This window comes from Streptosporangium sp. NPDC049046, assembly GCF_040649155.1.
Taxonomy (GTDB): Bacteria; Actinomycetota; Actinomycetes; order Streptosporangiales; family Streptosporangiaceae; genus Streptosporangium.
The window spans coordinates 330,659-353,785 of sequence record NZ_JBEZEZ010000005.1 but is presented as its reverse complement, the minus strand read 5'-3'; the positions used below and the strand labels follow the sequence as shown (position 1 = coordinate 353,785).

At 70.6% G+C, this 23,127-nt stretch carries 20 protein-coding genes; 19 read left to right on the top strand and 1 reads right to left on the bottom strand.

Going from position 1 to position 23,127, the window contains the following annotated elements:
- Window positions 1-189: 189 nt before the first annotated feature.
- The 13 genes from AB0B96_RS09690 (at window position 190) to AB0B96_RS09630 (ending at window position 13,656) form a co-directional block, all read left to right on the top strand.
- Window positions 190-546, top strand: coding sequence for a hypothetical protein (locus tag AB0B96_RS09690; RefSeq protein ID WP_362897385.1), 357 nt, complete (start codon window positions 190-192; stop codon window positions 544-546).
- Window positions 543-1,361, top strand: coding sequence for a TlyA family RNA methyltransferase (locus tag AB0B96_RS09685; protein WP_362897384.1), 819 nt, complete (start codon window positions 543-545; stop codon window positions 1,359-1,361). The genes AB0B96_RS09690 and AB0B96_RS09685 overlap by 4 nt, the downstream gene beginning before the upstream one ends.
- Window positions 1,362-1,540: 179 nt before the next feature.
- Entirely contained in the window at window positions 1,541-2,446 is a 906-nt protein-coding gene (locus tag AB0B96_RS09680; protein ID WP_350947802.1) for an NAD kinase, read from the top strand.
- Between the two features lie 90 nt (window positions 2,447-2,536).
- The gene (recN, locus tag AB0B96_RS09675; protein WP_350947801.1) at window positions 2,537-4,249 is read left to right on the top strand and encodes a DNA repair protein RecN; all 1,713 of its coding nucleotides are present in this window, start codon (window positions 2,537-2,539) and stop codon (window positions 4,247-4,249) included.
- 170 nt (window positions 4,250-4,419) lie between these two features.
- Complete coding sequence (gene steA, locus AB0B96_RS09670) at window positions 4,420-5,631, top strand: putative cytokinetic ring protein SteA (protein ID WP_350947800.1); 1,212 nt, start codon at window positions 4,420-4,422, stop codon at window positions 5,629-5,631.
- Complete coding sequence (locus AB0B96_RS09665; RefSeq protein ID WP_350947799.1) at window positions 5,628-6,602, top strand: copper transporter; 975 nt, start codon at window positions 5,628-5,630, stop codon at window positions 6,600-6,602. Before steA ends, AB0B96_RS09665 begins: the two co-directional genes overlap by 4 nt.
- A 4-nt stretch (window positions 6,603-6,606) precedes the next feature.
- Window positions 6,607-7,485: a hypothetical protein gene (locus AB0B96_RS09660; protein WP_362897383.1), complete on the top strand. Its 879-nt coding sequence runs from the start codon at window positions 6,607-6,609 to the stop codon at window positions 7,483-7,485.
- The gene (locus AB0B96_RS09655; RefSeq protein WP_362897382.1) at window positions 7,482-9,131 is read left to right on the top strand and encodes a lipid II flippase MurJ; all 1,650 of its coding nucleotides are present in this window, start codon (window positions 7,482-7,484) and stop codon (window positions 9,129-9,131) included. The genes AB0B96_RS09660 and AB0B96_RS09655 overlap by 4 nt, the downstream gene beginning before the upstream one ends.
- Window positions 9,124-10,284: a glycosyltransferase family 4 protein gene (locus AB0B96_RS09650; RefSeq protein WP_362897381.1), complete on the top strand. Its 1,161-nt coding sequence runs from the start codon at window positions 9,124-9,126 to the stop codon at window positions 10,282-10,284. The genes AB0B96_RS09655 and AB0B96_RS09650 overlap by 8 nt, the downstream gene beginning before the upstream one ends.
- A gap of 377 nt (window positions 10,285-10,661) precedes the next feature.
- Window positions 10,662-11,651: a TerC family protein gene (locus AB0B96_RS09645; protein ID WP_362897380.1), complete on the top strand. Its 990-nt coding sequence runs from the start codon at window positions 10,662-10,664 to the stop codon at window positions 11,649-11,651.
- A gap of 169 nt (window positions 11,652-11,820) precedes the next feature.
- Window positions 11,821-12,426 (top strand): phosphatidylserine decarboxylase, encoded by a 606-nt coding sequence (locus AB0B96_RS09640; protein ID WP_350947822.1) that lies wholly within the window; start codon window positions 11,821-11,823, stop codon window positions 12,424-12,426.
- The gene (gene pssA, locus AB0B96_RS09635) at window positions 12,413-13,246 is read left to right on the top strand and encodes a CDP-diacylglycerol--serine O-phosphatidyltransferase (protein WP_350947794.1); all 834 of its coding nucleotides are present in this window, start codon (window positions 12,413-12,415) and stop codon (window positions 13,244-13,246) included. The genes AB0B96_RS09640 and pssA overlap by 14 nt, the downstream gene beginning before the upstream one ends.
- A 140-nt stretch (window positions 13,247-13,386) precedes the next feature.
- Window positions 13,387-13,656, top strand: coding sequence for a hypothetical protein (locus AB0B96_RS09630; protein WP_350947793.1), 270 nt, complete (start codon window positions 13,387-13,389; stop codon window positions 13,654-13,656).
- Window positions 13,657-13,885: 229 nt separating this feature from the next.
- On the opposite strand, the gene AB0B96_RS09625 is transcribed toward AB0B96_RS09630, so the two are convergent.
- The gene (locus AB0B96_RS09625) at window positions 13,886-14,527 is read right to left on the bottom strand and encodes an MBL fold metallo-hydrolase (RefSeq protein ID WP_362897379.1); all 642 of its coding nucleotides are present in this window, start codon (window positions 14,525-14,527) and stop codon (window positions 13,886-13,888) included.
- A 291-nt stretch (window positions 14,528-14,818) separates the two neighbouring features.
- Here AB0B96_RS09625 and uvrA point away from each other — a divergent pair, with 291 nt between their 5' ends.
- The 6 genes from uvrA (at window position 14,819) to yvcK (ending at window position 23,049) form a co-directional block, all read left to right on the top strand.
- Window positions 14,819-17,659, top strand: a complete 2,841-nt coding sequence (uvrA, locus tag AB0B96_RS09620; protein ID WP_362897378.1) for an excinuclease ABC subunit UvrA — start codon at window positions 14,819-14,821, stop codon at window positions 17,657-17,659.
- A gap of 89 nt (window positions 17,660-17,748) precedes the next feature.
- Window positions 17,749-18,174 carry a Rieske (2Fe-2S) protein gene (locus tag AB0B96_RS09615; RefSeq protein ID WP_350947790.1) on the top strand — a complete coding sequence of 142 codons (426 nt, stop codon included), beginning with the start codon at window positions 17,749-17,751 and terminating at the stop codon, window positions 18,172-18,174.
- A gap of 223 nt (window positions 18,175-18,397) precedes the next feature.
- Window positions 18,398-18,868, top strand: coding sequence for a Rieske (2Fe-2S) protein (locus AB0B96_RS09610; RefSeq protein WP_362897377.1), 471 nt, complete (start codon window positions 18,398-18,400; stop codon window positions 18,866-18,868).
- A gap of 385 nt (window positions 18,869-19,253) precedes the next feature.
- Window positions 19,254-21,248: an excinuclease ABC subunit UvrC gene (gene uvrC / locus AB0B96_RS09605; RefSeq protein WP_362897397.1), complete on the top strand. Its 1,995-nt coding sequence runs from the start codon at window positions 19,254-19,256 to the stop codon at window positions 21,246-21,248.
- The gene (gene rapZ, locus AB0B96_RS09600) at window positions 21,245-22,117 is read left to right on the top strand and encodes an RNase adapter RapZ (protein WP_350947788.1); all 873 of its coding nucleotides are present in this window, start codon (window positions 21,245-21,247) and stop codon (window positions 22,115-22,117) included. The genes uvrC and rapZ overlap by 4 nt, the downstream gene beginning before the upstream one ends.
- Entirely contained in the window at window positions 22,114-23,049 is a 936-nt protein-coding gene (yvcK, locus tag AB0B96_RS09595) for a uridine diphosphate-N-acetylglucosamine-binding protein YvcK (RefSeq protein WP_362897376.1), read from the top strand. The genes rapZ and yvcK overlap by 4 nt, the downstream gene beginning before the upstream one ends.
- Window positions 23,050-23,127: the final 78 nt, after the last annotated feature.

Below are 23,127 nucleotides of genomic sequence, written 5' to 3'. Positions count from 1 at the left end.
AAAGCCGGAAAGGCGGGAAAGCCCGCCGAGGCGACGAGGGGCGCGGCTTCCGATACGGTCGGGGAATCCACGGGCGCGGCGCCGGTGAGCGTGGCGCTCGTACGGCGGAAGCCGCATTCGTACGGCGGCAAGGGCCGCGAAGACGACCATGACGGCCGAAGCGGCCAGGAGCGGTTCCGGAGGGGGCACATGACGGACCTGCTGGAGGAGACGGGCGATGAGCGGGCGGACGCCGCGCTGGGCGGGCTCACCCGTCTCGGCGCTCTGCCCGTCTCCGCGCACGCGGACGTCTTCGAGGAGGTGTTCACCGGACTGGAGCAGGCGCTCGCCGCGGTGAACGGTACCTCGGGGCGGGAGTCCGCCTCGCCGGACAGTCCTCCGGAGCGGGCCACCGCCCCGGCGCACGGTGCCCCGGAGCGGGAAGCGACCTCACCGGGCGGCCTGCCAAGGCCAGGCGGCGTGCCAAGGCCGGGACCGGCCCTGGTGCACGCTCTTCCCGGGCAAGGGCGCCCCTCGGTGGACGGCACCCGGGATCGGCGCCCGTGAGCCGGCGGACACGTCTCGACAGCGAGCTCGTCCGCCGGAAGCTGGCGCGGTCCCGCGAGCAGGCGGCCCAGCTCATCGAGGCCGGCCGGGTCAGCGTCGGCGGCCAGGTGGCGGCGAAGCCCGCGACCCAGGTCGACACGGCCTCGGCGATCGTGGTCGCGGAGGCGGCCGAGGGACCCGACTATGTCTCGCGGGGCGCGCACAAGCTCCTCGGCGCGCTGGAGGCCTTCGGTCCTCTCGGCCTCACCGTGGAGGGACGCCGCTGCCTGGACGCGGGAGCCTCGACCGGGGGCTTCACCGACGTACTGCTACGTGCGGGAGCGGCGCACGTCCTGGCCGTCGACGTCGGGTACGGCCAGCTCGCGTGGTCGCTGCGGACCGACGACAGGGTCACGGTGATGGAGCGGGTCAACGTCAGGGACCTGAAACCCGACATGCTCGGCGAGGCGCCCACGCTGATCGTCGGTGACCTCTCCTTCATCTCCCTGCGCCTGGTGCTGCCGGCCCTCGTCCTGTGCGCCGCGGAACGGGCCGACTTCGCGATGCTGGTCAAACCCCAGTTCGAGGTCGGCAGGGAGCGGGTCGGCGCCGGAGGGGTCGTCCGCGATCCGGAACTTCGCGCCGGGGCCGTAAGGGACGTGGCCGAGGCCGCGCGGACGCTCGGCCTGACCGTGCGAGGGGTGACCGCGAGTCCTCTGCCGGGCCCGTCCGGCAACGTCGAGTACGTCATCTGGCTGGGCAGGGGAGAGGGCGCTCCGCCGGTCCCCGACCTTGACGCGGAGATCGAGCGAGCGGTGGCGGAAGGCCCCCGGTAGCCCGCGCTCCTCAGCCCTCAGGCTCCCGTCCCTTCAGAACCCGGCCTCGGCCCTCCAGACCTCCACCACTCGGAAACCTTCCGGCCTGTCCGGACCTCAACTCCCGAATCCTCTGCCACCCAGACCTCAGTTTCCTCCCCCCGCCCCGGGGCGAGGATCTCCACGTTCAAGGAGAGTCGATGACTGCCAAGCGCACCGTGCTGGTCACCGCGCACACCGGGCGGGCGGCGGCCGTCGACAGCGCCCGGATGGTGATCCAGCGGCTCGTGGACGCCGGGCTGACCGTGCGGGTCCTCAGCGTCGAGGCCGAGGAGATCGCCTGCGCGGGGACCGACGTGGTACCCGCGGGTCCGGCGGCGGTCGACGCCGTCGAGATGATGATCGTGCTCGGTGGCGACGGCAGCCTCCTGCGGGCGGCCGAGCTCGCCCGCCCGGCGGGAGTGCCGCTGCTGGGGGTGAACCTCGGCCACGTGGGCTTCCTGGCGGAGGCCGAGGTGGAGGACCTGGCGGAGGCGGTCGACAGCGTGGTGGACGGCCGTTACGACGTCGAGGAGCGGATGACCATCGAGGTCACCGCCCGCCTCAACGGCAAGCTGCTCGCCGACAGCTGGGCGCTGAACGAGGTCACCGTCGAGAAGAGCGAGCGGATGCTCGAGGTGGTCGCCGAGATCGACGGGCGCCCGCTGTCACGCTGGGGGTGCGACGGGGTGATCTGTGCCACGCCGACCGGTTCGACCGCGTACGCCTTCTCCGCCGGAGGCCCGGTCGTGTGGCCGGAGGTGGAGGCGCTGCTGCTTGTGCCGATCAGCGCCCACGCCCTGTTCGCCAGGCCCCTGGTGGTCTCTCCCCGCTCCAAGCTGGCACTGGAGGTTCAGCCGGAGACGGCGGGCGCGGTGCTGTGGTGCGACGGCCGCCGCAGGTTCGACCTGCCGGCCGGTGCGAGGGTGGAACTGCGGCGGGCGGAGCTACCGGTACGGCTGGCGCGGCTGCACGGTCTGGAGGACACCGGGGCGCCGTTCACCGACAGGCTGGTCGCGAAGTTCGATCTCCCCGTACAGGGGTGGCGGGGTCGCGTGAGGCCCTAGTTCGTCCGGGCGGGCGACGCCTCAAGCGCGTAGGATCGTGCCCGCGCACCGCACTGATGTTCGGTGAATTCGATGTGACGGGAGGGACCAGTGCGACCTGGAGTCGAGGAGGTCCGTATCCAGGGGCTCGGCGTGATCGATGAGGCCGTCCTGGAGCTGGCGCCGGGATTCACCGTGGTCACGGGCGAGACGGGCGCGGGTAAGACCATGGTGGTGACCGGCCTGGGGCTGCTGTTCGGCGGCCGTGCCGACCCCGCCCGCGTCCGTCCGGGCTCCGGCAAGACGACCATCGAGGGCACGCTGATCGTCGACCCCGCCGGGCGGGTCGCCCAGCAGGTGCAGGACGTGGGAGGCGTGGTCGAGGACGGCGAGCTGATCATCTCGCGCACGGTCTCCGTCGAGGGGCGCAGCCGCGCCTGGCTGGGCGGGCGGACGGTTCCCGTCGGCACGCTCACCTACCTGGCCGAGGACCTCGTCGCCGTGCACGGCCAGATGGACCAGCAGCGGCTGCTGCAGCCGGGCCGTCAGCGGGCCGCCCTCGACCGCTACGCCGGTGAGGAGCTGGTCAAGCCGCTGCGTGCCTACGAGCAGGCGTACAAGCGGCACAGGGAGACCGCGGAGAGGCTGGCCGAGCTGACCACCAAGGCGAGGGAACGCGCACAGGAGGCCGACCAGCTCAGGTTCGGGCTCGGCGAGGTCGAGAAGGCCGATCCCAAGCCCGGCGAGGAGATCGAGCTGCGCGAGGAGGAGGAGCGGCTCTCCCACGCCGACTCCCTCAGGAGCGCCGCGGAGACAGCGCACCGGGCGCTGCTCGGCGATCCGATGTCGGGTGAGCAGGCCATGCCGGACGCCATCGCGCTGGTCGGCGAGGCCCGCGCGGCCGTCGAGGCGGTGCGCGACTTCGACCCCTCGCTCGCCGGGATCGCCGACCGGCTCGCGGAGGCGGGCTATCTGATCTCCGACGTCGCCACCGAGCTGGCCGCGTACGCCGAGTCGGTCGACGCCGACCCGGGCAGGCTCGCGGTGGTGCAGGAGCGACGGGCCGCGCTCATCCACGTCATCCGCAGATACGGCCAGGACACCGCGGAGGTGCTCGCCTGGGCCGCGCGGGCCGCCGCCCGGGTGGCGGAGCTCGACGGTGACGACGACCGCATCGGCGAGCTCACCCGCGAGCACGAGGAGCTCACCGCGCGCCTCACCGAGCTGGCCGCCGAGCTGACCCGGGTCAGGACGGCGACCGCGGAGCGGTTCGGGCAGGCCGTGACCGAGGAGCTCACCGCGCTGGCCATGCCGCACGCCAGGGTCGCGGTCACGATCACCGCCGCCTCCGAGTTCGGCCCGCACGGCGTCGACGAGGTCGAGCTACGCATGGCGCCGCACCCGGCCTCGCCGCTCCTGCCGCTGAACAAGGGCGCCTCCGGCGGTGAGCTGAGCCGGGTGATGCTCGCCATCGAGGTGGTCTTCGCCGGCGCCGACCCGGTCCCGACGTTCGTCTTCGACGAGGTCGACGCGGGCGTCGGAGGTAAGGCCGCGGTGGAGATCGGCCGCAGGCTGGCACGGCTGGCCCGCACCTCCCAGGTGATCGTCGTCACTCACCTGCCGCAGGTCGCGGCCTTCGCCGACCAGCATCTCGTCGTGGAGAAGGCCGACGACGGGAGCGTGGTGCGCAGCGGCGTGATCGCCCTCGACAAGGACGGCCGGGCGAGGGAGCTCTCCCGCATGCTCGCCGGGCTTGAGGACTCCGAGCTGGGCCGCGCGCACGCGCAGGAGCTCCTCTCGATCGCCGCCGCCGACAAGGCGTGACCCGAAACAGGCCGAACACGCCGGATTCGAGAAGCGAGGCGGTACGTGAGGGGTTGAAGGAGTAATCCTCGCGTTCCAGGGGAGCAGGTCTCAGGAGTATCGGGTGACGTATCTAACACGCTGCCGCCTGTTTGGCTCTCCCGGTCGTTCACTCTGGCAGGATGGGCGTGATGAAGGTGCCGACTGAAGAGCTTCAAGACAGGCTCACAAGGTACCTCCGCCGCAGGAAGGTCACGGACCTTCCCGGGGTGACGGCAGTGGCGAGAATCGATCGGCGGACCAAGAGGCTGACCAAGCGCCTCAGGGCCGGGGAAATCGCGATTATCGATCACGTTGACGTTGACCGGGTGAGCGCGGAGGCCCTTGTCGCGTGCGGCGCGGCGGGTGTCGTCAACATCGCCTCCGGCATCAGCGGCCGCTACCCCAACCTCGGCCCGCAGATCATCGTCGAGGCCGGGGTGCCGTTCGTCGACAACGCGACCCCCGAGCTGTTCGAGCGGATCAAGGACGGCGACCTGGTCAGGCTGCACGAGGGCGTCCTTCACCTCGACGACGAGGTGGTGGGCAAGGGCGACGTGCAGACGGCGGAGTCCATCGAGGCCGCGATGAGCGAGGCCCGTGCCGGGCTGACGGTGCAGATCGAGGCGTTCGCGGCCAACACCATGGAGTACGTCCGCCGTGAGCGCGACCTCCTCATCGACGGGATCGGCGTCCCCGACGTCCGGACCGTGATGGAGGGCAGGCACGTTCTCATCGTGGTGCGCGGTTACCACTACAAGGAGGACATCGCCGCCCTCCGCCCCTACATCCGCGAATACCGCCCGATCATGATCGGGGTGGACGGCGGCGCCGACGCGCTGCTGGAGGCCGGTTACCTGCCCGACATCATCGTCGGCGACTTCGACTCCGTCTCCACCAAGGCGCTCACCACCGGCGCCGAGCTGGTCGTGCACGCCTACCGCGACGGCAGGGCGCCCGGACTGGAGCGGGTCCAGCAGTTGGGCCGCACCGCGGTGCTCTTCCCGGCGATCGGCACCAGCGAGGACATCGCGATGCTGCTCGCCGACGACAAGGGCGCCGATCTCATCGTCGCCGTCGGCACCCACGCGACCCTGGTGGAGTTTCTCGACAAGGGCCGCTCCGGCATGGCCAGCACCTTCCTCACCCGCCTGCGGGTGGGCAGCAAGCTCGTCGACGCGAAAGGCGTCAGCCGGCTCTATCGCAGCCGGATCTCCACACCGTCCCTGCTCCTGCTCGTCGCCACCACGCTGATCACCATGGGAGTGGCGATCGTCGTCTCCCCGGTGGGCAAGATCTGGCTGGACAGCGTCCGCGACGTCTGGAGTGGCTTCATCTTCTGGCTGGTCGGACTCTTCTCGTGATCGATTTCCGCTATCACCTCGTCTCCATCGTCGCGATCTTCCTCGCGTTGTCGGTCGGGATCGTGCTCGGCACCACCCTGCTCGAAGATCCCGTCATCAAGGCGAGCGAGTCGCTGGCCAACCAGCTTCGCGAGGGCAACAACGAGCTTCGCGACCAGGTGGACGCCCTGCAGAAGCGCGAGGCCGCCAACGACGCCTTCGTGACCGGCGGCACCGCCCGGATGGTCCAGGACGCGCTCGTCGGCAGGAGCGTCGTGATCGTCGAGGCCCCGGGCAGCACCGCGAGCGTGCGCGAGGCGGCGCAGCAGGCGATCGAGGAGGCCGGGGGGAGCGTGACCGGCCGGATCACCCTCACCGAGCGGTACACCGACCCCGCCCAGGCCGGCTTCGTCGACAAGCTGGCCGTCGGGGCCAAGGCCGCCGAGACCGTCTTCTCCGTCGAGGACACGGCGCACGACAAGGCGGCGGAGGTGCTCGCCGGCGCGATCCTGACCAGTGACTCCAGCCAGGTGGGCAAGGAGCACCCGTCCGGAGCCGGCATCCTCGACGCGTTCCAGCGCGCCGGCCTGCTCACCGTCACCGGCGAGCCCGCCAGACGCGCGGAGACGGCCCTGATGATCGCCCCGGCGGAGGCGTACGCGGGGGAGACCGCGAGTGCGCAGGCGGGCACGCTCGTGACGCTGGCGCTCGGCCTCGACGACGCGGGCCAGGGCACCGTGATCGCCGGCACGCAGACCTCCGTCGCGCCCGGCGGGGTGATCGCCGCGCTCCGCGAGGACGCGGCCTTCACGGAGAAGGTCTCCAGCGTCGACACCGCCGATATGCCCGCAGGACGGGTCGTGGTGGTCTACGCTCTCCGAGAGCAACTCACCGGGCTGGCCGGCCAGTACGGCATCGGCCCCGGTGTCTCCGGCATCGAGCCCAGCGCGACGCCGACCCCCACGGTCCCCACGGCCACCTCCGGAGGATGATCCGATGGCTCGTCGCGCTTTTCCCCGCGCCCTCGCGGGTGCCCTCGCCGGTGCGTTCCTCGGCGCGGTTGCCGCGCGCGCCGCGTACGCCGCCTTCACCCGCAGGCCTCCGGTCGGCGACACGGAGACCTGGGCCCGCACGAACCACAGGGGTGAGCCGATCACCCTGCTTGAGGGCCCGGCGTTCGTCGCCGGTGCCGGTGCCGCCGCGGCGGCGATGCCCGGGCTGCCCGGCAGGGTCCGCGTGGCGGCACTGCTGGCGGTGGCCGGTGGTGGCGGGCTCGGCGCCTACGACGACCTGTACGGCGCGACCTCGTCCAAGGGGTTCAAGGGGCATCTGAGTGCCCTGGCCAAGGGCGAGGTCACCAGCGGGGCCGTGAAGCTCCTCGGTATCGGCGCGACCGGCCTGGCCGCGGCCGCCCTCACCTCCCGTCACCCCTTCGACGTCGCCGTCAACGGTGTGCTGATCGCGGGGAGCGCGAACCTGGCCAACCTCTTCGACCTGCGGCCGGGTCGCGCCGTCAAGGTGGGCCTCCTCGCCGGAGCGCCCCTGCTCGCCGCGGGGCTGCTCGGAAACGACCCGGCTTCGGCCACCGTGGTCGCGCTCCCCATGGGGGCCGCCGCCGCGCTGCTGCCCGAGGACCTCGGTGAGCGGGCGATGCTCGGTGACGCGGGGGCCAACGCGCTGGGCGCGCTGCTCGGCTTGGCCGCGACCATCACCCTGGGACGTCCGGGGCGCCTGGCCGTGCTCGGCACCGTGGTCGCGCTGACCGCGGCCTCCGAGAAGATCAGCTTCACCAAGGTGATCGCGGGCAACCCCGTCCTGCACCGCCTCGACATGCTCGGCCGTCGCCCTGTGGAGCAGGCACCCGCCACCCGATGAGCACGAGGATCGCACGAGGGGTCGCGGGAGCGGCGCTCCTCATCGGAGTCGTGACCGTCCTGGCCAGGCTCGTCGGTTTCGGCCGCTATCTCGTCCAGTCGCAGAGCGTCGGCAACAGCTGCCTGGGCACCGCCTACAACACCGCCAACTACGTGCCCAACATCGTCTTCGAGCTGGTCGCGGGCGGCGTACTGGCCGGGATGGTGGTGCCGGTGCTGGCCTCGGCGGCCTCCAGGTCCGATGACGACCCCAAGGCCAGGGCGGAGGTGAGCAGGACCACCTCGGCGCTGCTCACCTGGTCGATGCTCGTCCTGGTGCCGCTCACGCTGCTCATCGTCGCGTTCGCCGGGCCGATCGTCGCGCTGCTCGTGGCGAATCCGGCCCCGTGCGACCTGGCGGACGTCGTCGAGGCCGGCACCGGCCTGCTCGTCGTCTTCGCCCCCCGGATGATCTTCTTCGGCCTGGCCGTGGTGCTGTACGGGGTGCTCCAGGCCCACCAGCGGTTCATGGGCCCGGCCCTGGCGCCGCTGGTCTCCAGCCTGCTCATCGTCGCCTCCAACCTGTTGTTCGAGGCGGTCAACGAGGAGGCCGCGAGGGACCTGTCGCAGCTCAGCGGTGCCGGGCAGCTGTCGCTCTCCCTCGGTGCGACCGTCGCCGCCGCCGCGATGGTGCTCACCGTGATCGGTCCGGTGGCCCGGCTGCGGCTGAGACTGCGGCCCTCGCTGTCGTTCCCGTCGGGCGTCGCGGCCAGGGCGCGGAGTCTCGCCACCGCGGGTCTCGCCGTGCTGATCGCGCAGCAGATCGCGCTGATCGTCGTGATCCGCCTCGCCAACGAACTGGGCGGCGAGGGCGCGATCGCCGCCTACACCTACGCCTGGGCGCTGTACCAGCTGCCGTACGCGGCGCTCGTGATGCCGATCGCCACCAGCTCGTTCCCCGTGCTGTCCACCCGAGCGGCCGAGGGGGACACGCCGGGTTTCGACGCCCTGACCGCCTCCACCACCCGGGCCGTGCTCCTGGTCACGGGGCTCGCGGCCGGGGTGATGGCGGCGGTCGCGGTACCGGTGTCGAGGGTGTTCCTCGATGGGACCCCTGGCGGCGACCCCGCCGAGATGGCGAGGGGTGTCGCGCTGTTCGCGCCCGGCCTGGCCGGGTACGCGCTCATGTTGCACCTCGCCCGCGTCCTGTACGCCTGCGGGCGGGGCCGGTCGGCGGCCGTGGCCTCGGTGACCGGGTGGGCCGTCGCGCTGGTGGCCCAGATCGTGCTCGCCCGCACGGCGGGGAATCCGGCCGACGTGGTCGGGCTGCTCGGTCTGGGCAGCACGGTCGGTATGACCGTCGGCGGGCTGCTCCTGGCCGTCGCGGTGCTTCGCACCAGGGGAGCGGCCGCGCTGGCGGGGACGCCACGCACTCTCCTCGCGACCGTGGCCGGTGGTGGTGCCGCCTGGGGATCGGGGCTCGCCCTGGTCAACGCCTTGGGTGCGGTGTCCACCTGGGAGTTCGTGGCGGCGGGCCTGGCCGCCGGTGTGGCCGGTGTGGTCGCTTTCGCGGCCGTGGCCGTGATGATCGACAGGCAGGACGTCCAGGCGCTGGCGGTGAGGCTCCGCCGAGGGGCCGCGAAGGAGGGTGGCCTTTCCGATGGCTGATGAGGGCAGGCGGGTGGCACTCGTACTGGGAACGAGCGCGGGAGGGGTCGGCCGGCACGTGGCGATGCTGGCCGGAGGGCTGGTGCGTGACGGCCACCGGGTGGTCGTGGCGGGCCCGCCGAGTACGGAGCGGGCCTTCGGCTTCGCCGCGCTCGGTGCGCGCTTCGTGCCCGTGCCGATCTCCGACCGGCCTCGCCCGGCCGGCGACCTGCGAGCTGTCCTGGCGCTTCGCGCGTTGCGCGGGGCGCACGTCGTGCACGCCCACGGGTTGCGGGCCGGGGCTCTGGCGTCGATCGCGCTGGCGGGGACCGGGACAGGGCTGGTGGTGACCCTGCACAACGCCGCCACCGCGGGCGGCGCCGTCGGCGCGGTCTACGGCCTCCTGGAACGGATCGTGGCCCGTCGCGCCGACCGGATCCTGGTCGTCTCCCCCGACCTGGGGGAGCGGATGAGCCGCCTGGGTGCCACGCGTGTCGAGGCCGCGGTCGTGCCCGCGCCCCCGTTGCCCCCTTCGGGACGCGAGCCCGGCGACATGCGGCGAGAGCTCGGGGTGGGAGACCAGATGATCTTCCTCACGGTCGCGAGGCTCGCCCAGCAGAAGGGCCTGGAGACCCTGCTCGACGTCGCGAAGACCCTGCGCGGGGCTCAGGAGGCGGAACCCGCGCGGGAAGCGATCTCCACCGAGCCCGGGCGCGGCCGGATCGCGCGGGAGCGCGCGCCCGGAGTCGTGTTCCTGGTGGCGGGGGAGGGGCCGCTGAGGGGGGAGCTGCAGGGGCGGATCGACCGGGAGAGCCTGCCGGTGCGGTTGCTCGGCGATCGCGCCGACGTGGGAGATCTGCTCGGGGTGGCGAGGGCGCTGGTGGTGCCGAGCCGCTGGGAGGGGCAACCCCTCACCGTGCAGGAGGCCCTGCGGGCGGGAACGGCGGTCGTCGCCACCGCCGTGGGGGGCATCCCCGCGATGGTGGGAGAGGCCGGGCTGCTGGTGCCGTACGGGGATGTCGCCGCGATGCGCGACGCGGTCGCGAGGGTGCTCGCCGACGACGAGCTCGCCGCGGCGCTGGCCGGGGCCGCCGCCCTGCGGGGCCGCGAACTGCCGGGCGAGGCAGAGGCGCTCGGGGCGGTGCTCGCGGTCTATGCGGGGCTCTCCGGCTGAGAGCGCGCGGGGTTTTTCGATCAGAGAACCGCGGGAGGGCGCTCGGTCCTGCGGGGAGAAGGAAGGCGCGCGCCCGGTCCCGGAAGGGAGCCGGAAGGGCTGGAAAGGGCCGTCGGCAGGCGATTTCGGGGTCGATGGAACAAGCGGAGGAGCCGCGAGGTTGGATTAGGCGACGCCATGCCAGACGCCTATACTGGCGTGGTTAGGGGGGGGAGTATCCCTTCGCGGCAGTCTCGTCATCACGGTGTTGTCTCGCTCCACGAGGCCCCCGGGGCTGTCGGTCCGCATCGTCGATCCGCTTCACATCGACCTGGTTTCATGCGGGCGGGAGAGACCTCCGGCAGTCTGTCATGCGCGCCGCCGGAGGTTTATCAACCGTGAATGTTCCTGTCTGGGTCTGGCTCGCCGTGATCGGCGGCCTCCTGGTCGTCCTCGCCTTCGACCTGTGGATAGTCGACCGAGGCGAGCCCCGGGAGTTCTCCCTCAGGCAGGCCGGGTTCTGGGTCGGTTTCTACGTCACACTCGCGGTGCTCTTCGGCATCGGGCTGTGGGTGATCGCTGGTCCCACCCCCGCGGGCCAGTTCATCGCCGGATATCTCACCGAGTACAGCCTCAGCGTCGACAACCTCTTCGTCTTCTACATCATCATGACCCGCTTCGCGGTGCCGAAGATATACCAGCACAAGGTGCTGCTGATCGGCATCGTGATGGCGCTGGTCATGCGCGGCATCTTCATCGCGATCGGCGCCGCGGCGCTGGCCAACTTCGGCTGGCTCTTCTACGTCTTCGGCGCGTTCCTGATCTACACCGCCGTCCAGCTCGTCCGTCAGTTCGGCGAGGAGGAGCACCTCGAGGAGAACGCGGTGCTGCGCTGGGCACGGCGGGTGCTCCCGCACACCGACGACTACGTGGGCGCCAGGATCACCGTCAAGGTCGACGGCAAGCGCCTGGTCACCCCGCTGCTGATCGTCATGATCGCGATCGGCACCACCGACCTGCTGTTCGCGCTCGACTCGATTCCGGCGATCTTCGGCCTCACCACGGACGCCTTCATCGTCTTCACCGCGAACGCGTTCGCCCTCATGGGATTGCGCCAGCTTTACTTCCTGCTGGGCGGACTGCTTCAGAAGCTGGTCTACCTCAGCTTCGGTCTTGCGTTCATCCTCGGTTTCATCGGGGTTAAGCTGATCCTCGAGGCGCTGCACTCCAGTGGTGTCTCCTGGGCCCCCGAGGTGCCGATCTGGGTGTCGCTGTCGGTGATCGTCGTCACGATGGCCGTCACCACGGTGATCAGCTTGATCAAGGTCCGGCGTGACGCCCGCGCGGGCAAGGAAAACACCACCCCGGCGAGTGTCGAGCAAGGCTAGCGAATCGGCGTGTGAGGCGCTTTGCTTGTCTCATTGCGCCTTATAAAGGCTAAGAGATGGGTAACATCCTGCCCCAGAGCGGGTAGACATACCGGTCTAATGCCGCAAGACATCACAAAGGTTCCCTGTGTCCCACGATTCAGCAAGCCACATACCAGGTCCGTTGGGCCTGGCACGTGGCGTCTCCCCGTGGTTGCTCCCGACCGTCGCCGCCGCCGCCGTGACCTCACTGCTCAGCCGCCGTGACCGGCGCTGGGCGCTGGCGGCGGTTCCGCTGACCGCGCTCAGCGGTGGGATGCTCTGGTTCTTCCGCGACCCGGATCGCACTCCGGGCACCGGGCGGATCCTGTCGCCCGCGGACGGCGTGGTGCAGAGCATCGACCCGTGGCCGGACGGCCGCACCCGGGTAGCGATCTTCATGAGCCCGCTCGACGTGCACGTCAACCGGGCGCCGCTCGCCGGCACGGTCACCTCGGTGGAGCACGTGTCCGGGGGATACCTGCCCGCGTTCAACAAGGACAGCGACACCAACGAGCGGGTCGTCTGGCACCTGGACACCGCTCTCGGCGACATCGAGATGGTCCAGATCGCCGGCGCGGTCGCACGTCGCATCGTGCCCTACGTGGCCGAGGGGGCGAAGGTGGCCAAGGCCGAGCGGATCGGCCTGATCAGGCTCGGCTCCCGGGTCGACGTCTACCTTCCCGAGGGAGTCGCGCCCGCCGTCTCCGTGGGCGAGAAGACGGTCGCGGGGGTGACGAGCCTTGACCACGGCTGACGCGAGCTGGCCGATGGACGAGACGGACGACGAGCCGCGAGGACCGGTAGGTAAGGCGTTTCGCCTGTCGGCCGCGGACTCCCTCTCCCTGGGCAACGCCCTCTGCGGCTTCCTCGCGGTCTGCGTGCTCGCCTGGTCGGCCATCAGCTCGCTGCAGGAGGCCAAGCCCTTCGCGGCGGACCCCCGGTTCTTCGGCACCGCCGTGGTGCTCCTGCTGATCGGCGCCACCTGCGACCTGTTCGACGGCCTGGTGGCGAGGAAGTTCCGCGCCTCGGCGATGGGCGCCGAGCTGGACAACCTCGCCGATGTGATCAGTTTCGGCTTCGCGCCGGCCTTCATGGTGGTCATCTGGGCGGGGTTCAACCAGCAGATCCCCTTTCTGCTGGTGATGGCCGCGGCGTCGTCGGTGCTGCTGGCCGGCGTCATCCGGCTCGCGCGCTTCGCCTCGGTGAAGACCAAGAGCGGTGACTTCATGGGGTTGCCCATCCCGATGGGGGCGATGACCGTGGTCTCGGTCGTGCTGCTCTTCCCCCCGTCGGTCTGGACGATCCTGCCGGTCTTCGGTGTGGCGTACCTCATGGTGAGCCGGATCGAATACCCCAAGCCCAAGGGCAACCTCGCCGCCGCCGTGCTCGCCTGGATGATGATCAACGTCGCCTGCCTCACCATCTGGGTCGCGGGCCTGGCGGGCGGCGACACGCTGATCAAAGTCGGTGCCGTCATGCAGATGACGATCGTGGCGGCGATCCCGCTGCGGGTTCTGATGTTCAAGCGGGAGAAGCGCAAGGAGCAGCGCAAGGCGTCCGCCGGAGTCGGCTGAGGCCTGGCCTGAGGCCGCCCGGAGTGTGTTCACCCGGGCGGTGGGGCGATGGTCGCGGACATCCCATGCCGCGACCCGTTCTCGCCCTGGAATGTCCCGATCCGCTTTCCCCGCCCGGCGCGGGTGCGTTCAATTGCCTCATGGCAACCGAGCCGCACGAGCACACACGCACCTATTTCCTCGGCATGCTCGCTCGCGAGCTGGAGCTGAGAGGCATGAACGTGACGCTCAGGCGGAGCCCGCCGTCGTTGCGGGTCACCGATCCCGAGGCGGCGATGTTCAACGAGACCCTCGACTGCGTACCGCTCGCCGAGGGCTGGTTCTACCGCTGGTCATGGGGCGATCTGGTCGAGCGGGTGGAGGATCCTTCCAAGGCCGCGGATCGGATCCTCCGGGTCTTCGGCGGCTGATGTCCGCGAGCCCGGTGGGAACCTACCGCCTTCCCACCGTGCTTCCGCGAACCGGACCGCCTCGATGACGTGCGCGGGGGAGCGGGAACGGCCTTCCCCCCCCGGCGGGCGGGTGTCGGTCCTGGCGTTCCGAGAGCGGTCACCGACCGTGCCCGGGCGGCGCCGAGGGGTTGCCCCGGCCTGCCATGCCCGCGTCAGGCGACGCAGGGGGAGGGAATGAGGCGGGAGGTCACCAGCCGCGTTCGCGCCACTCGGGCAGGGAGGGGCGCTCGGCGCCGAGCGTGGTGTCCTTGCCGTGGCCCGGGTAGACCCAGGTGTCGTCCGGCAGCCTGTCGAAGATCCGCTCCGACACATCGGCGAAGAGTTGGGCGAACCGCTCGGGATCCTTGTTGGTGTTGCCGACGCCGCCGGGGAAGAGCGAGTCGCCGGTGAACAGGTGGCCGGGGTAGTACAGGGCGATCGAACCGGGGGTGTGCCCGCGCAGGTGGATCACCTCCAGGCTGACCACACCGACGGTGACCCCGTCGCCGTCCTCCACCTCCAGATCCACCGGCACCGGCAGTGCCCCCGCGTCGAGCGGATGGGCGATCACCGAGGCGCCGGTCGCCCTGGCGACCTCCTCCAGGGCCTGCCAGTGGTCGCCGTGCTGGTGGGTGGTGACGATCTTGCTGATCGGCTGGTCGCCGATGAGTTCGAGCAGACGGTCGGGTTCGGCGGCGGCGTCGATGAGGGCGCCGTCGCCGGTCTGGGTGCACCGGATCAGGTAGGCGTTGTTGTCGAACGGGCCGACGGCCAGTTTGGCGATCGTCAGGGCGGGCAGTTCGCGCAGGTCGGCGGGGCCGCCGACCTGCACGTCACCGGTGTACGTCACGGATTCTCCTCGGACGGGGTCGCGGGAAGGCGGGGCGGCACGCGCTCCGCCCTCGTCACCATCATCATCGCGCCCGGCGGGCCGGACGGGGCATAAGGGGGGTGTTCACGTCGTTGAAATCGTGGGCCACCTGCCATATCCGGGGGGAGACCGTACTCTGGAGGGGGCGGGAAAACGACCCCGGACGCCGGTCAGGAAAGACTCCGAACGCCGGTCCGGAAAATTGTCGGCCCCTCTCGCTAGTCTTCCCGCGACTACTTCCAACCCTCTACCAACGACGTCGGGACTGCTGTGGCTGACCGCCTCATCGTGCGTGGTGCACGTGAACACAACCTCAAGGACGTCTCGCTGGACCTTCCGCGAGACGCTCTGATCGTCTTCACCGGGCTGTCCGGCTCGGGCAAGTCAAGCCTGGCCTTCGACACGATCTTCGCCGAAGGTCAGCGCCGCTACGTCGAGTCGCTGTCGGCGTACGCGCGGCAGTTCCTCGGGCAGATGGACAAGCCCGACGTCGACTTCATCGAAGGACTCTCACCCGCGGTGTCGATCGACCAGAAGTCGACGAGCCGCAACCCCCGTTCCACCGTCGGCACGATCACCGAGGTGTACGACTACCTGCGCCTGCTGTGGGCGCGCATCGGCAAGCCGCACTGCCCGCAGTGCGGGCGGGCGATCGCGAGGCAGAGCCCCGAGCAGATCGTCGACCGGGTGATGGAGCTGCAGGAGGGCACCCGCTTCCAGGTGCTCGCCCCGGTGGTCCGCGGCCGCAAGGGCGAGTACGCCGAGCTGTTCAGCCAGCTCCAGGCCAAGGGGTTCGCCCGCGCCCGCGTCGACGGCACCGTGGTCCGCCTGGACGAGCCGCCGACGCTGAAGAAGCAGGAAAAGCACGACATCGAGGTGATCGTCGACCGTCTGGCGGTGAAGGAGGGCGCGGCCAGCCGGCTGACCGGCTCGGTGGAGACCGCCCTGGGCCTGTCGGGCGGGACGATCACCCTGGAGTTCGTCGACCTGCCCGAGGACGACCCCAACCGCGAGCGTTTCTACTCCGAGCACCTCTACTGCCCCTACGACGACCTGTCGTTCGAGGAGCTCGAGCCCCGCTCGTTCTCGTTCAACTCCCCCTTCGGCGCCTGTCCCGAGTGCACGGGCCTGGGCGTCCGGATGGAGGTCGACCCCGACCTGATCGTGCCCGACCCGGAGAGGCCGCTGGGCGAGGGCGCGCTCTCGCCGTGGGCCGGGGGCCACACCAGCGACTACTTCGAGCGCCTCGTCGAGGCGCTCGGCCTGACCATGGGGTTCGGCCTCGACACCCCGTGGGAGCGGCTCCCCAAGAAGGCGCAGAAGGCCCTGCTGTACGGCCACGACGAGCAGGTCCACGTCCGCTACAGCAACCGCTACGGCCGCCAGCGCTCCTACTACACCACCTTCGAGGGGGTCATCCCCTGGGTGCAGCGCCGCCACGGCGAGTCCGACAGCGACGGCATGCGCGAGAAGTACGAAGGCTACATGCGGGAGATCCCGTGCCCGGCCTGCAAGGGGGCGAGGCTCAAGCCGGTCTCGCTGGCCGTCACGGTCGACGGCCGCTCGATCGCCGACGTCTCGTCGATGTCGATCGGCGACTGCGCGACGTTCCTGGCGGGGCTGAAGCTCTCGGAGCGCGACATGCACATCGCCGAGCGGGTGGTCAAGGAGATCAACGCCCGGATGGGCTTCCTGCTCGACGTGGGCCTCGACTACCTCACCATGGACCGGGCCTCCGGCACCCTCGCCGGTGGCGAGGCACAGCGCATCCGGCTCGCCACCCAGATCGGCTCGGGACTGGTCGGGGTGCTGTACGTGCTGGACGAGCCCTCCATCGGCCTGCACCAGCGTGACAACCAGCGGCTGCTGGAGACCCTGATCAGGCTGCGCGACATGGGCAACACGCTCATCGTGGTCGAGCACGACGAGGACACCATCGCCGCCGCCGACTGGGTGGTCGACATCGGCCCCGGGGCGGGGGAGCACGGCGGCCAGGTCGTCGTCTCCGGCACCGTGGCCGACCTGCTCGCCTCGGAAGACTCGATGACCGGCGCCTATCTGTCGGGGCGCAGGACGATCGCGATCCCCGCCACCCGCCGCAAGCGCGACAGGAAGCGGCAGATCACCGTGAAGGGCGCCCGTGAGCACAACCTCAAGGGCGTCGACGTGGAGTTCCCGCTCGGGTTGTTGACCGCGGTCACCGGGGTCTCGGGTTCCGGCAAGTCCACCCTGGTCAACGACATCCTCTACAACGCGCTCGCCAAGGAGCTGAACGGCGCGCGCACCGTCCCCGGCCGCCACGCGCGGGTCAACGGGATGGATCTGGTCGACAAGGTCGTGCACGTCGACCAGTCGGCGATCGGCCGCACGCCCCGGTCCAACCCGGCGACCTACACCGGCGTCTTCGACAAGGTCCGCGACCTGTTCGCGCAGACCACAGAGGCCAAGGTCCGCGGCTACCAGAAGGGCCGTTTCAGCTTCAACGTCAAGGGCGGCCGGTGTGAGGCCTGCTCGGGAGACGGCACCCTCAAGATCGAGATGAACTTCCTGCCGGACGTCTACGTGCCCTGCGAGGTCTGCCACGGGGCGCGCTACAACCGGGAGACCCTGGAGGTCCACTACAAGGGCAAGACGATCTCCGAGGTGCTCGACATGCCGATCGAGGAGGCCCTGGACTTCTTCGACTCCATTCCGGCGATCAAGCGCTACCTCAAGACGCTCAACGACGTCGGCCTGGGATACGTCAGGCTCGGCCAGCCCGCCACGACCCTGTCCGGCGGTGAGGCCCAGCGCGTCAAGCTCGCCTCGGAGCTGCAGCGCCGCTCCACCGGCCGCACGATCTACGTGCTCGACGAGCCCACCACCGGCCTGCACTTCGAGGACATCCGCAGGCTGCTGGGCGTCCTGGGCAAGCTCGTCGACGGGGGCAACACGGTCATCGTCATCGAGCACAACCTCGACGTGATCAAGACCGCCGACTGGCTGATCGACATGGGGCCCGAAGGCGGCTCGCGGGGCGGTAGCGTGCTCGCCACCGGGACGCCCGAGGAGGTCGCCCTCGTCGACGAGAGCCACACCGGCCGCTTCCTGCGCAAGATCCTCGGCAGCTGAGGGCCGGATTCGGGACCGGGCTCCCCCGTCAATACCCTGGACGAGGGAGCCCGGTTCCGATCGGGGATGACATTGCGAGAAGGGCCGCGATGAGCATGCAGGAAACCTCCGCCATGCCCGCGCGCAGGCAGGTGATCGCCGCCGCGGGGGCCGTGGCGTGCGGTGCGGCGCTGGCGGGGTGCGCGAGCGGGGAGTCCGCCGCCGCCATCGTGCCGCCGGGGATCAAGGGGAAGGTGATCGCACGGACCGCCGACATCCCGGTGGGCGGCGGCAAGGTGATCACCAAGTGGAAGATCGTCATCACCCAGCCGGCCTCGGGGGTGTTCAGGGCGTTCACGGCGAGCTGCCCGCACCGGGGGTGCGCGGTCGGCAGGATCGGGGACGGCGTCATCCGCTGCCCCTGTCACGGCAGCGAGTTCGCGGTCGACTCCGGAGAATGTCTCAAGGGCCCGGCGGAGGCGCCGCTGGTCCAGTACGCGCTGAAGGTCGAGGGCGACGGGATCATCGTGCTCTGACGGTTCGCGCCGACCTCTCCTCCGGGGAGGCGCGGATCCGCCGGGCCGGGCCTGGTTCGCCGGGGCCGAGGCCCGTGATGAGGGTTTGGCGAGGGTTCTCCGGTTAGTCCGTGAAGAGGGCCGAGGGAGTAATTCTTCACAGTCCCCTGACACGATGTGCGGCAAGCTGAACCGTCATCGGGGTGCGAGCCGTACCTGAAGATGATGATTCTGGAGGATATAGATGACTGAGACGACACGTCGTACGGTGATATTCAGCGCCGGCGGGGCCGGGATGGCCGCGGTGCTGACCGCGTGCGGAGGCTACGGGGAGCCGGCGGAGAGCGGCGGGGACACCTCCGCGACCTCCGCGTCGCAGGCGCCGGAGGCGGCCGAGACGAGCGCGGGCGCCGACTCGGGCGGCTCCGCGAACGCCCTGGCCAAGACCGCGGACATCCCCGAGGGAGGCGGCAAGATCTTCAAGGACCAGAAGATCGTGATCACCCAGCCGGCCGCGGGCGAGTTCAAGGCGTTCAGCTCCGTCTGCACCCACCAGGGGTGCGACGTCGACAAGATCGAGGGCGACACCATCGACTGCCCCTGCCACGGCAGCAAGTTCAAGATCACCGATGGTTCCGTGGCGAACGGCCCGGCCACCGACCCGCTGGAGGAGAAGGCGATCAAGGTGGACGGCGACTCCATCGTCCTCGCCTGATTCCTGACCGCCGCGAGCCCACCACCGGGGAACGTCCCGGCGGTGGCGGGCGTCTCACACGGCGGTTCTCGTACGGCCAGAAGCACCTGCAGGAGGCGACGGGCGTCGCATGAGGCCGTGGCCCGGTCCCGGGCGGGGACCTGGCCACGGCCCGTTCCGTCGATCCGCTCGGTGGGAGGCTGTGAGGCGGTCGACCCCGAGGCGGCGACGCGGGCGGTGAACCGGCTGCGGGCGGAAGGCTCGGCGCCGGTCGAGAGGAGGTCCGGGCAGGGACTGTGCAGGAGGTTCGGCGGAGGGGCGAGGGAATTCGGGCAGCGGGGTCGCGCGGAAAGCTCTAAGGAAACCTGTCGGTCCGGGCCGATAGGCTTTCAGTGTGGCGAGATCTGTGGGTGGTCAGGTGAGTTTCCGGCCGAAGCCGGGGTCCATCCCCGAGTCCCCCGGCGTCTACCGGTTCAAGGACGCGGAAGGCCGGGTCATCTATGTCGGCAAGGCCAAAAGCCTGCGCCAGCGGCTCAACTCCTACTTCGCCGACTTCGCGGGCCTGCATCCGCGCACCCAGACCATGCTCACCACCGCCGTGGACGTCGACTGGACGGTCGTCGGCACCGAGGTCGAGGCGCTCCAGCTCGAATACTCCTGGATCAAGGAGTACGACCCGCGGTTCAACGTCAAATACCGCGACGACAAGTCCTACCCCTACCTCGCGGTCACCATGGGGGAGGAGTTCCCCCGGGTCCAGGTGCTGCGCGGTGCCAAGCGCAAGGGCACCCGCTACTTCGGCCCCTACTCCCACGCCTGGGCGATCAGGGAGACCGTCGACCTGCTGCTGCGGGTCTTCCCGATCAGGAGCTGCTCGGGCGGGGTCTTCAAACGGGCGGCGCAGATCGGCCGCCCCTGCCTGCTCGGATACATCGACAAGTGCTCGGCCCCCTGCGTGAGCCGGGTCACGGCCGAGGAGCACCGGGCGCTGGCCGACGACTTCTGCGAGTTCATGGCGGGCAACACCGGCCGGTTCGTCAAGCGGCTGGAGCGCGAGATGCGCGAGGCCGCCGTCGAGCAGGAGTACGAGCGGGCCGCCAGGCTGCGCGACGACATCCAGGCGCTGCGGCAGGCGATGGAGAAGCAGGCCGTGGTCCTCGGAGACAACACCGACTGCGACGTGGTCGCCCTCGCGGAGGATCCGCTGGAGGCCGCCGTCCAGGTGTTCTACGTCCGCGGCGGGCGGATCAGGGGGCAGCGCGGCTGGGTGGTCGACAAGGTCGAGGAGGCCGCGCCGGGCGAGCTGGTCGAGCAGTTCCTGCTGCAGATGTACGGCGAGGCGGCCGCCGAGGCGTTGCCCAGGGAGGTGCTGGTCCCGGTCCTGCCCCCCGACGCCGCAGCGGTCACCGAGCTGCTCGGCGAGCACCGCGGGGCGCGGGTGGAGATCAGGGTCCCCCAGCGCGGCGACAAGAGATCGCTGATGGAGACCGTCGAGCGCAACGCCGTCGAGTCCCTGAAGCAGCACAAGCTGAGGCGGGCCAGCGATCTGACCGCGCGCAGCAGGGCGCTGCAGGAGGTCGCCGACGCCCTCGACCTGGACCAGGTGCCGCTCCGCATCGAGTGCTACGACGTCTCCCACATTCAGGGCACCGACGTGGTGGCCTCCATGGTGGTCTTCGAGGACGGCCTGGCACGCAAGAGCGAATACCGCAGGTTCTCCGTACGCTCCACCGAGGGCGATGTCGCCTCCATCCACGAGGTGATCTCCCGCCGGTTCAAGCGCTACCTGGAGGAGCGCTCGGCCACCGGGGAGCTCGACGCGGGCACCGGGGCCGATCCCGCAGGCCCCGCCGAGGAAGCGGCCGAGGGCGTAAGCGGAGGGCCGGGCGCGGGCGATGGGCCGTCGGCCCGCACGTCACCGGGCATCGACCCGGAGACCGGCAAACCGCGCAAGTTCGCCTACCCGCCCAACCTCGTCGTCGTCGACGGAGGTCCCGCCCAGGCCGCGGCGGCCCGCAGGGCGCTCGACGAGCTGGGCGTGGACGACGTGGCGGTGTGCGGGCTGGCCAAGCGGCTGGAGGAGGTCTGGCTGCCCGGCGAGGACCTGCCGGTGATCCTCGCCCGCTCCAGCGAGGCCCTTTACCTGCTCCAGCGAGTACGCGACGAAGCCCACCGCTTCGCCATCACCTACCATCGATCCAAACGGTCGAAGAGTGTCAAGGAAAGCGCTCTGGACGAGGTTCCCGGTCTCGGCCCGGCCCGCAGGCAGGCGTTGATCAAGCATTTCGGATCGGTGAAGCGGCTGCGGGAGGCGACCGCGGCACAGATCTGCGAGGTTCCCGGGATCGGCCCCTCGACGGCCGAGACGATCGTGTCGGCCTTGAAGGGGCAGAACCCATGAGCGAAAGAGAGTCCGCGTTCGTCCTCGTCACCGGAATGTCGGGGGCGGGGCGGAGCACCGCCGCCAAGGCCCTGGAGGACCTGGGGTGGTTTGTCATCGACAACCTGCCGCCCGGGTTGCTGTTCGCCATGGCCGAGGAGGCGGGGCGGGTCAAGCTGGCCGCCGACAAGGTGGCCGCGGTGGTCGACGTGCGCAGCCTCGCCTTCACCAGCGACCTCAACAGCGCGATCGAGGAGCTGGAGGGGCGCGGCGTCGCCGTGCGCGTGGTGTTCCTGGAGGCGAGTGACGAGGAACTGGTCCGCAGGTTCGAGAACGTCCGCCGCCCGCACCCGCTGCAGGGGGACGGCCGCCTGGTCGACGGGATCGCCCGCGAACGCGGCATACTGCGCGAGGTGCGGGCGAACGCCGACCTGGTGATCGACACCTCCAACCTCAACGTCCACGAGCTCCGCGGGAAGATCGTCGCCTTCTTCGGCGGCGAGGACCGTCCAGGGCTGCGGGTCAACGTCGTCTCCTTCGGCTACAAGTACGGCCTGCCCGTCGACGCCGACCTGGTCGTCGACTGCCGGTTCCTGCCCAATCCCCACTGGGTCCCCGAACTCCGCCCGATGAACGGACTGGACGCTCCCGTACGGGAGTACGTTCTCAACCAAGCGGGTGCGAAGGAGCTCCTCGACGCCTACGAGGAGGTGTTCACCATCATCGCCTCCGGCTACACCCGCGAGGGCAAGAGCTATGCCACGCTCGCCGTTGGCTGCACCGGCGGCAAGCACCGCAGCGTCGCCATGGCCGAGCAGATCGGCGGGCGGCTGCGCGACAGGGGTGGCATGGAGGTGCAGGTGAGCCATCGGGATGTGGGCCGGGAGTGAATGAAGGTCTCAAGGTCGTCGCGCTGGGTGGGGGACACGGGCTGTACGCCTCGTTGTCGGCGCTGCGGAGGGTCACCTCCCGGCTGACGGCGGTGGTGACCGTCGCCGACGACGGGGGCTCCAGCGGCCGTCTTCGCCGTGAGCTCGGTGTGCTCCCCCCGGGGGATTTGAGGATGGCCCTGGCGGCCCTGTGCGGTGACGACGAGTGGGGGCGCACCTGGAGCGAGGTCGTCCAGCACCGCTTCCGCAGCGAGGGCGACCTGCACGGCCACGCGATCGGCAACCTGCTGATCGTGGCGCTGTGGGAGCGGCTCGGCGACACGGTGTCGGGCCTCGACTGGCTCGGGCGGCTGCTCGGCGCGCACGGGCGGGTGCTGCCGATGGCCTCGGTGCCGCTCGACATCGCCGCCGAGGTCGAGCTGGACGGCGAGGTGAGCACGGTGCGAGGTCAGGTGGCCTGCGCGCTCACGCCCGGCAGGGTCCGGGCCATCTCGCTGCTTCCTGAGGACCCGCCGGCGTGCCCCGAGGCCGTCCGTGCGGTCCTGGACGCCGACTGGGTGGTGTTCGGCCCCGGTTCCTGGTTCACCAGCGTGCTGCCGCACCTGAAGGTGCCCGAGCTGGCCGAGGCGCTGCACGCCACCCGCGCCCGTCGTCTGGTCGCGCTGAACCTCGCCCCGCAGGCGGGGGAGACCGACGGATTCTCCCCCCAGAAGCACCTGGAGGTGCTGCGCGAGCACGCGCCTTCCCTGGAGATCGACGTCGTCGTCGCCGACACCGGGGTGATCGACGACCGTGATGAGCTGGACAAGGCCGCGGCCGACCTCGGGGGGAGGCTGGTCCTCGCCTCCGTGGCGGACGAGGACGGCTCCCCGCGACACGATGCACAACGTCTTGCCTCCGTCCTGGACGAGATTTTCCGTGAGAAGCGTTGATCCTGGTCAGCGGTGCTCAGGAGTGCGAGAAACTTCTGTGAGCCCGATTTATCTCGGGTCGCAAGGGGTCTGTATGGG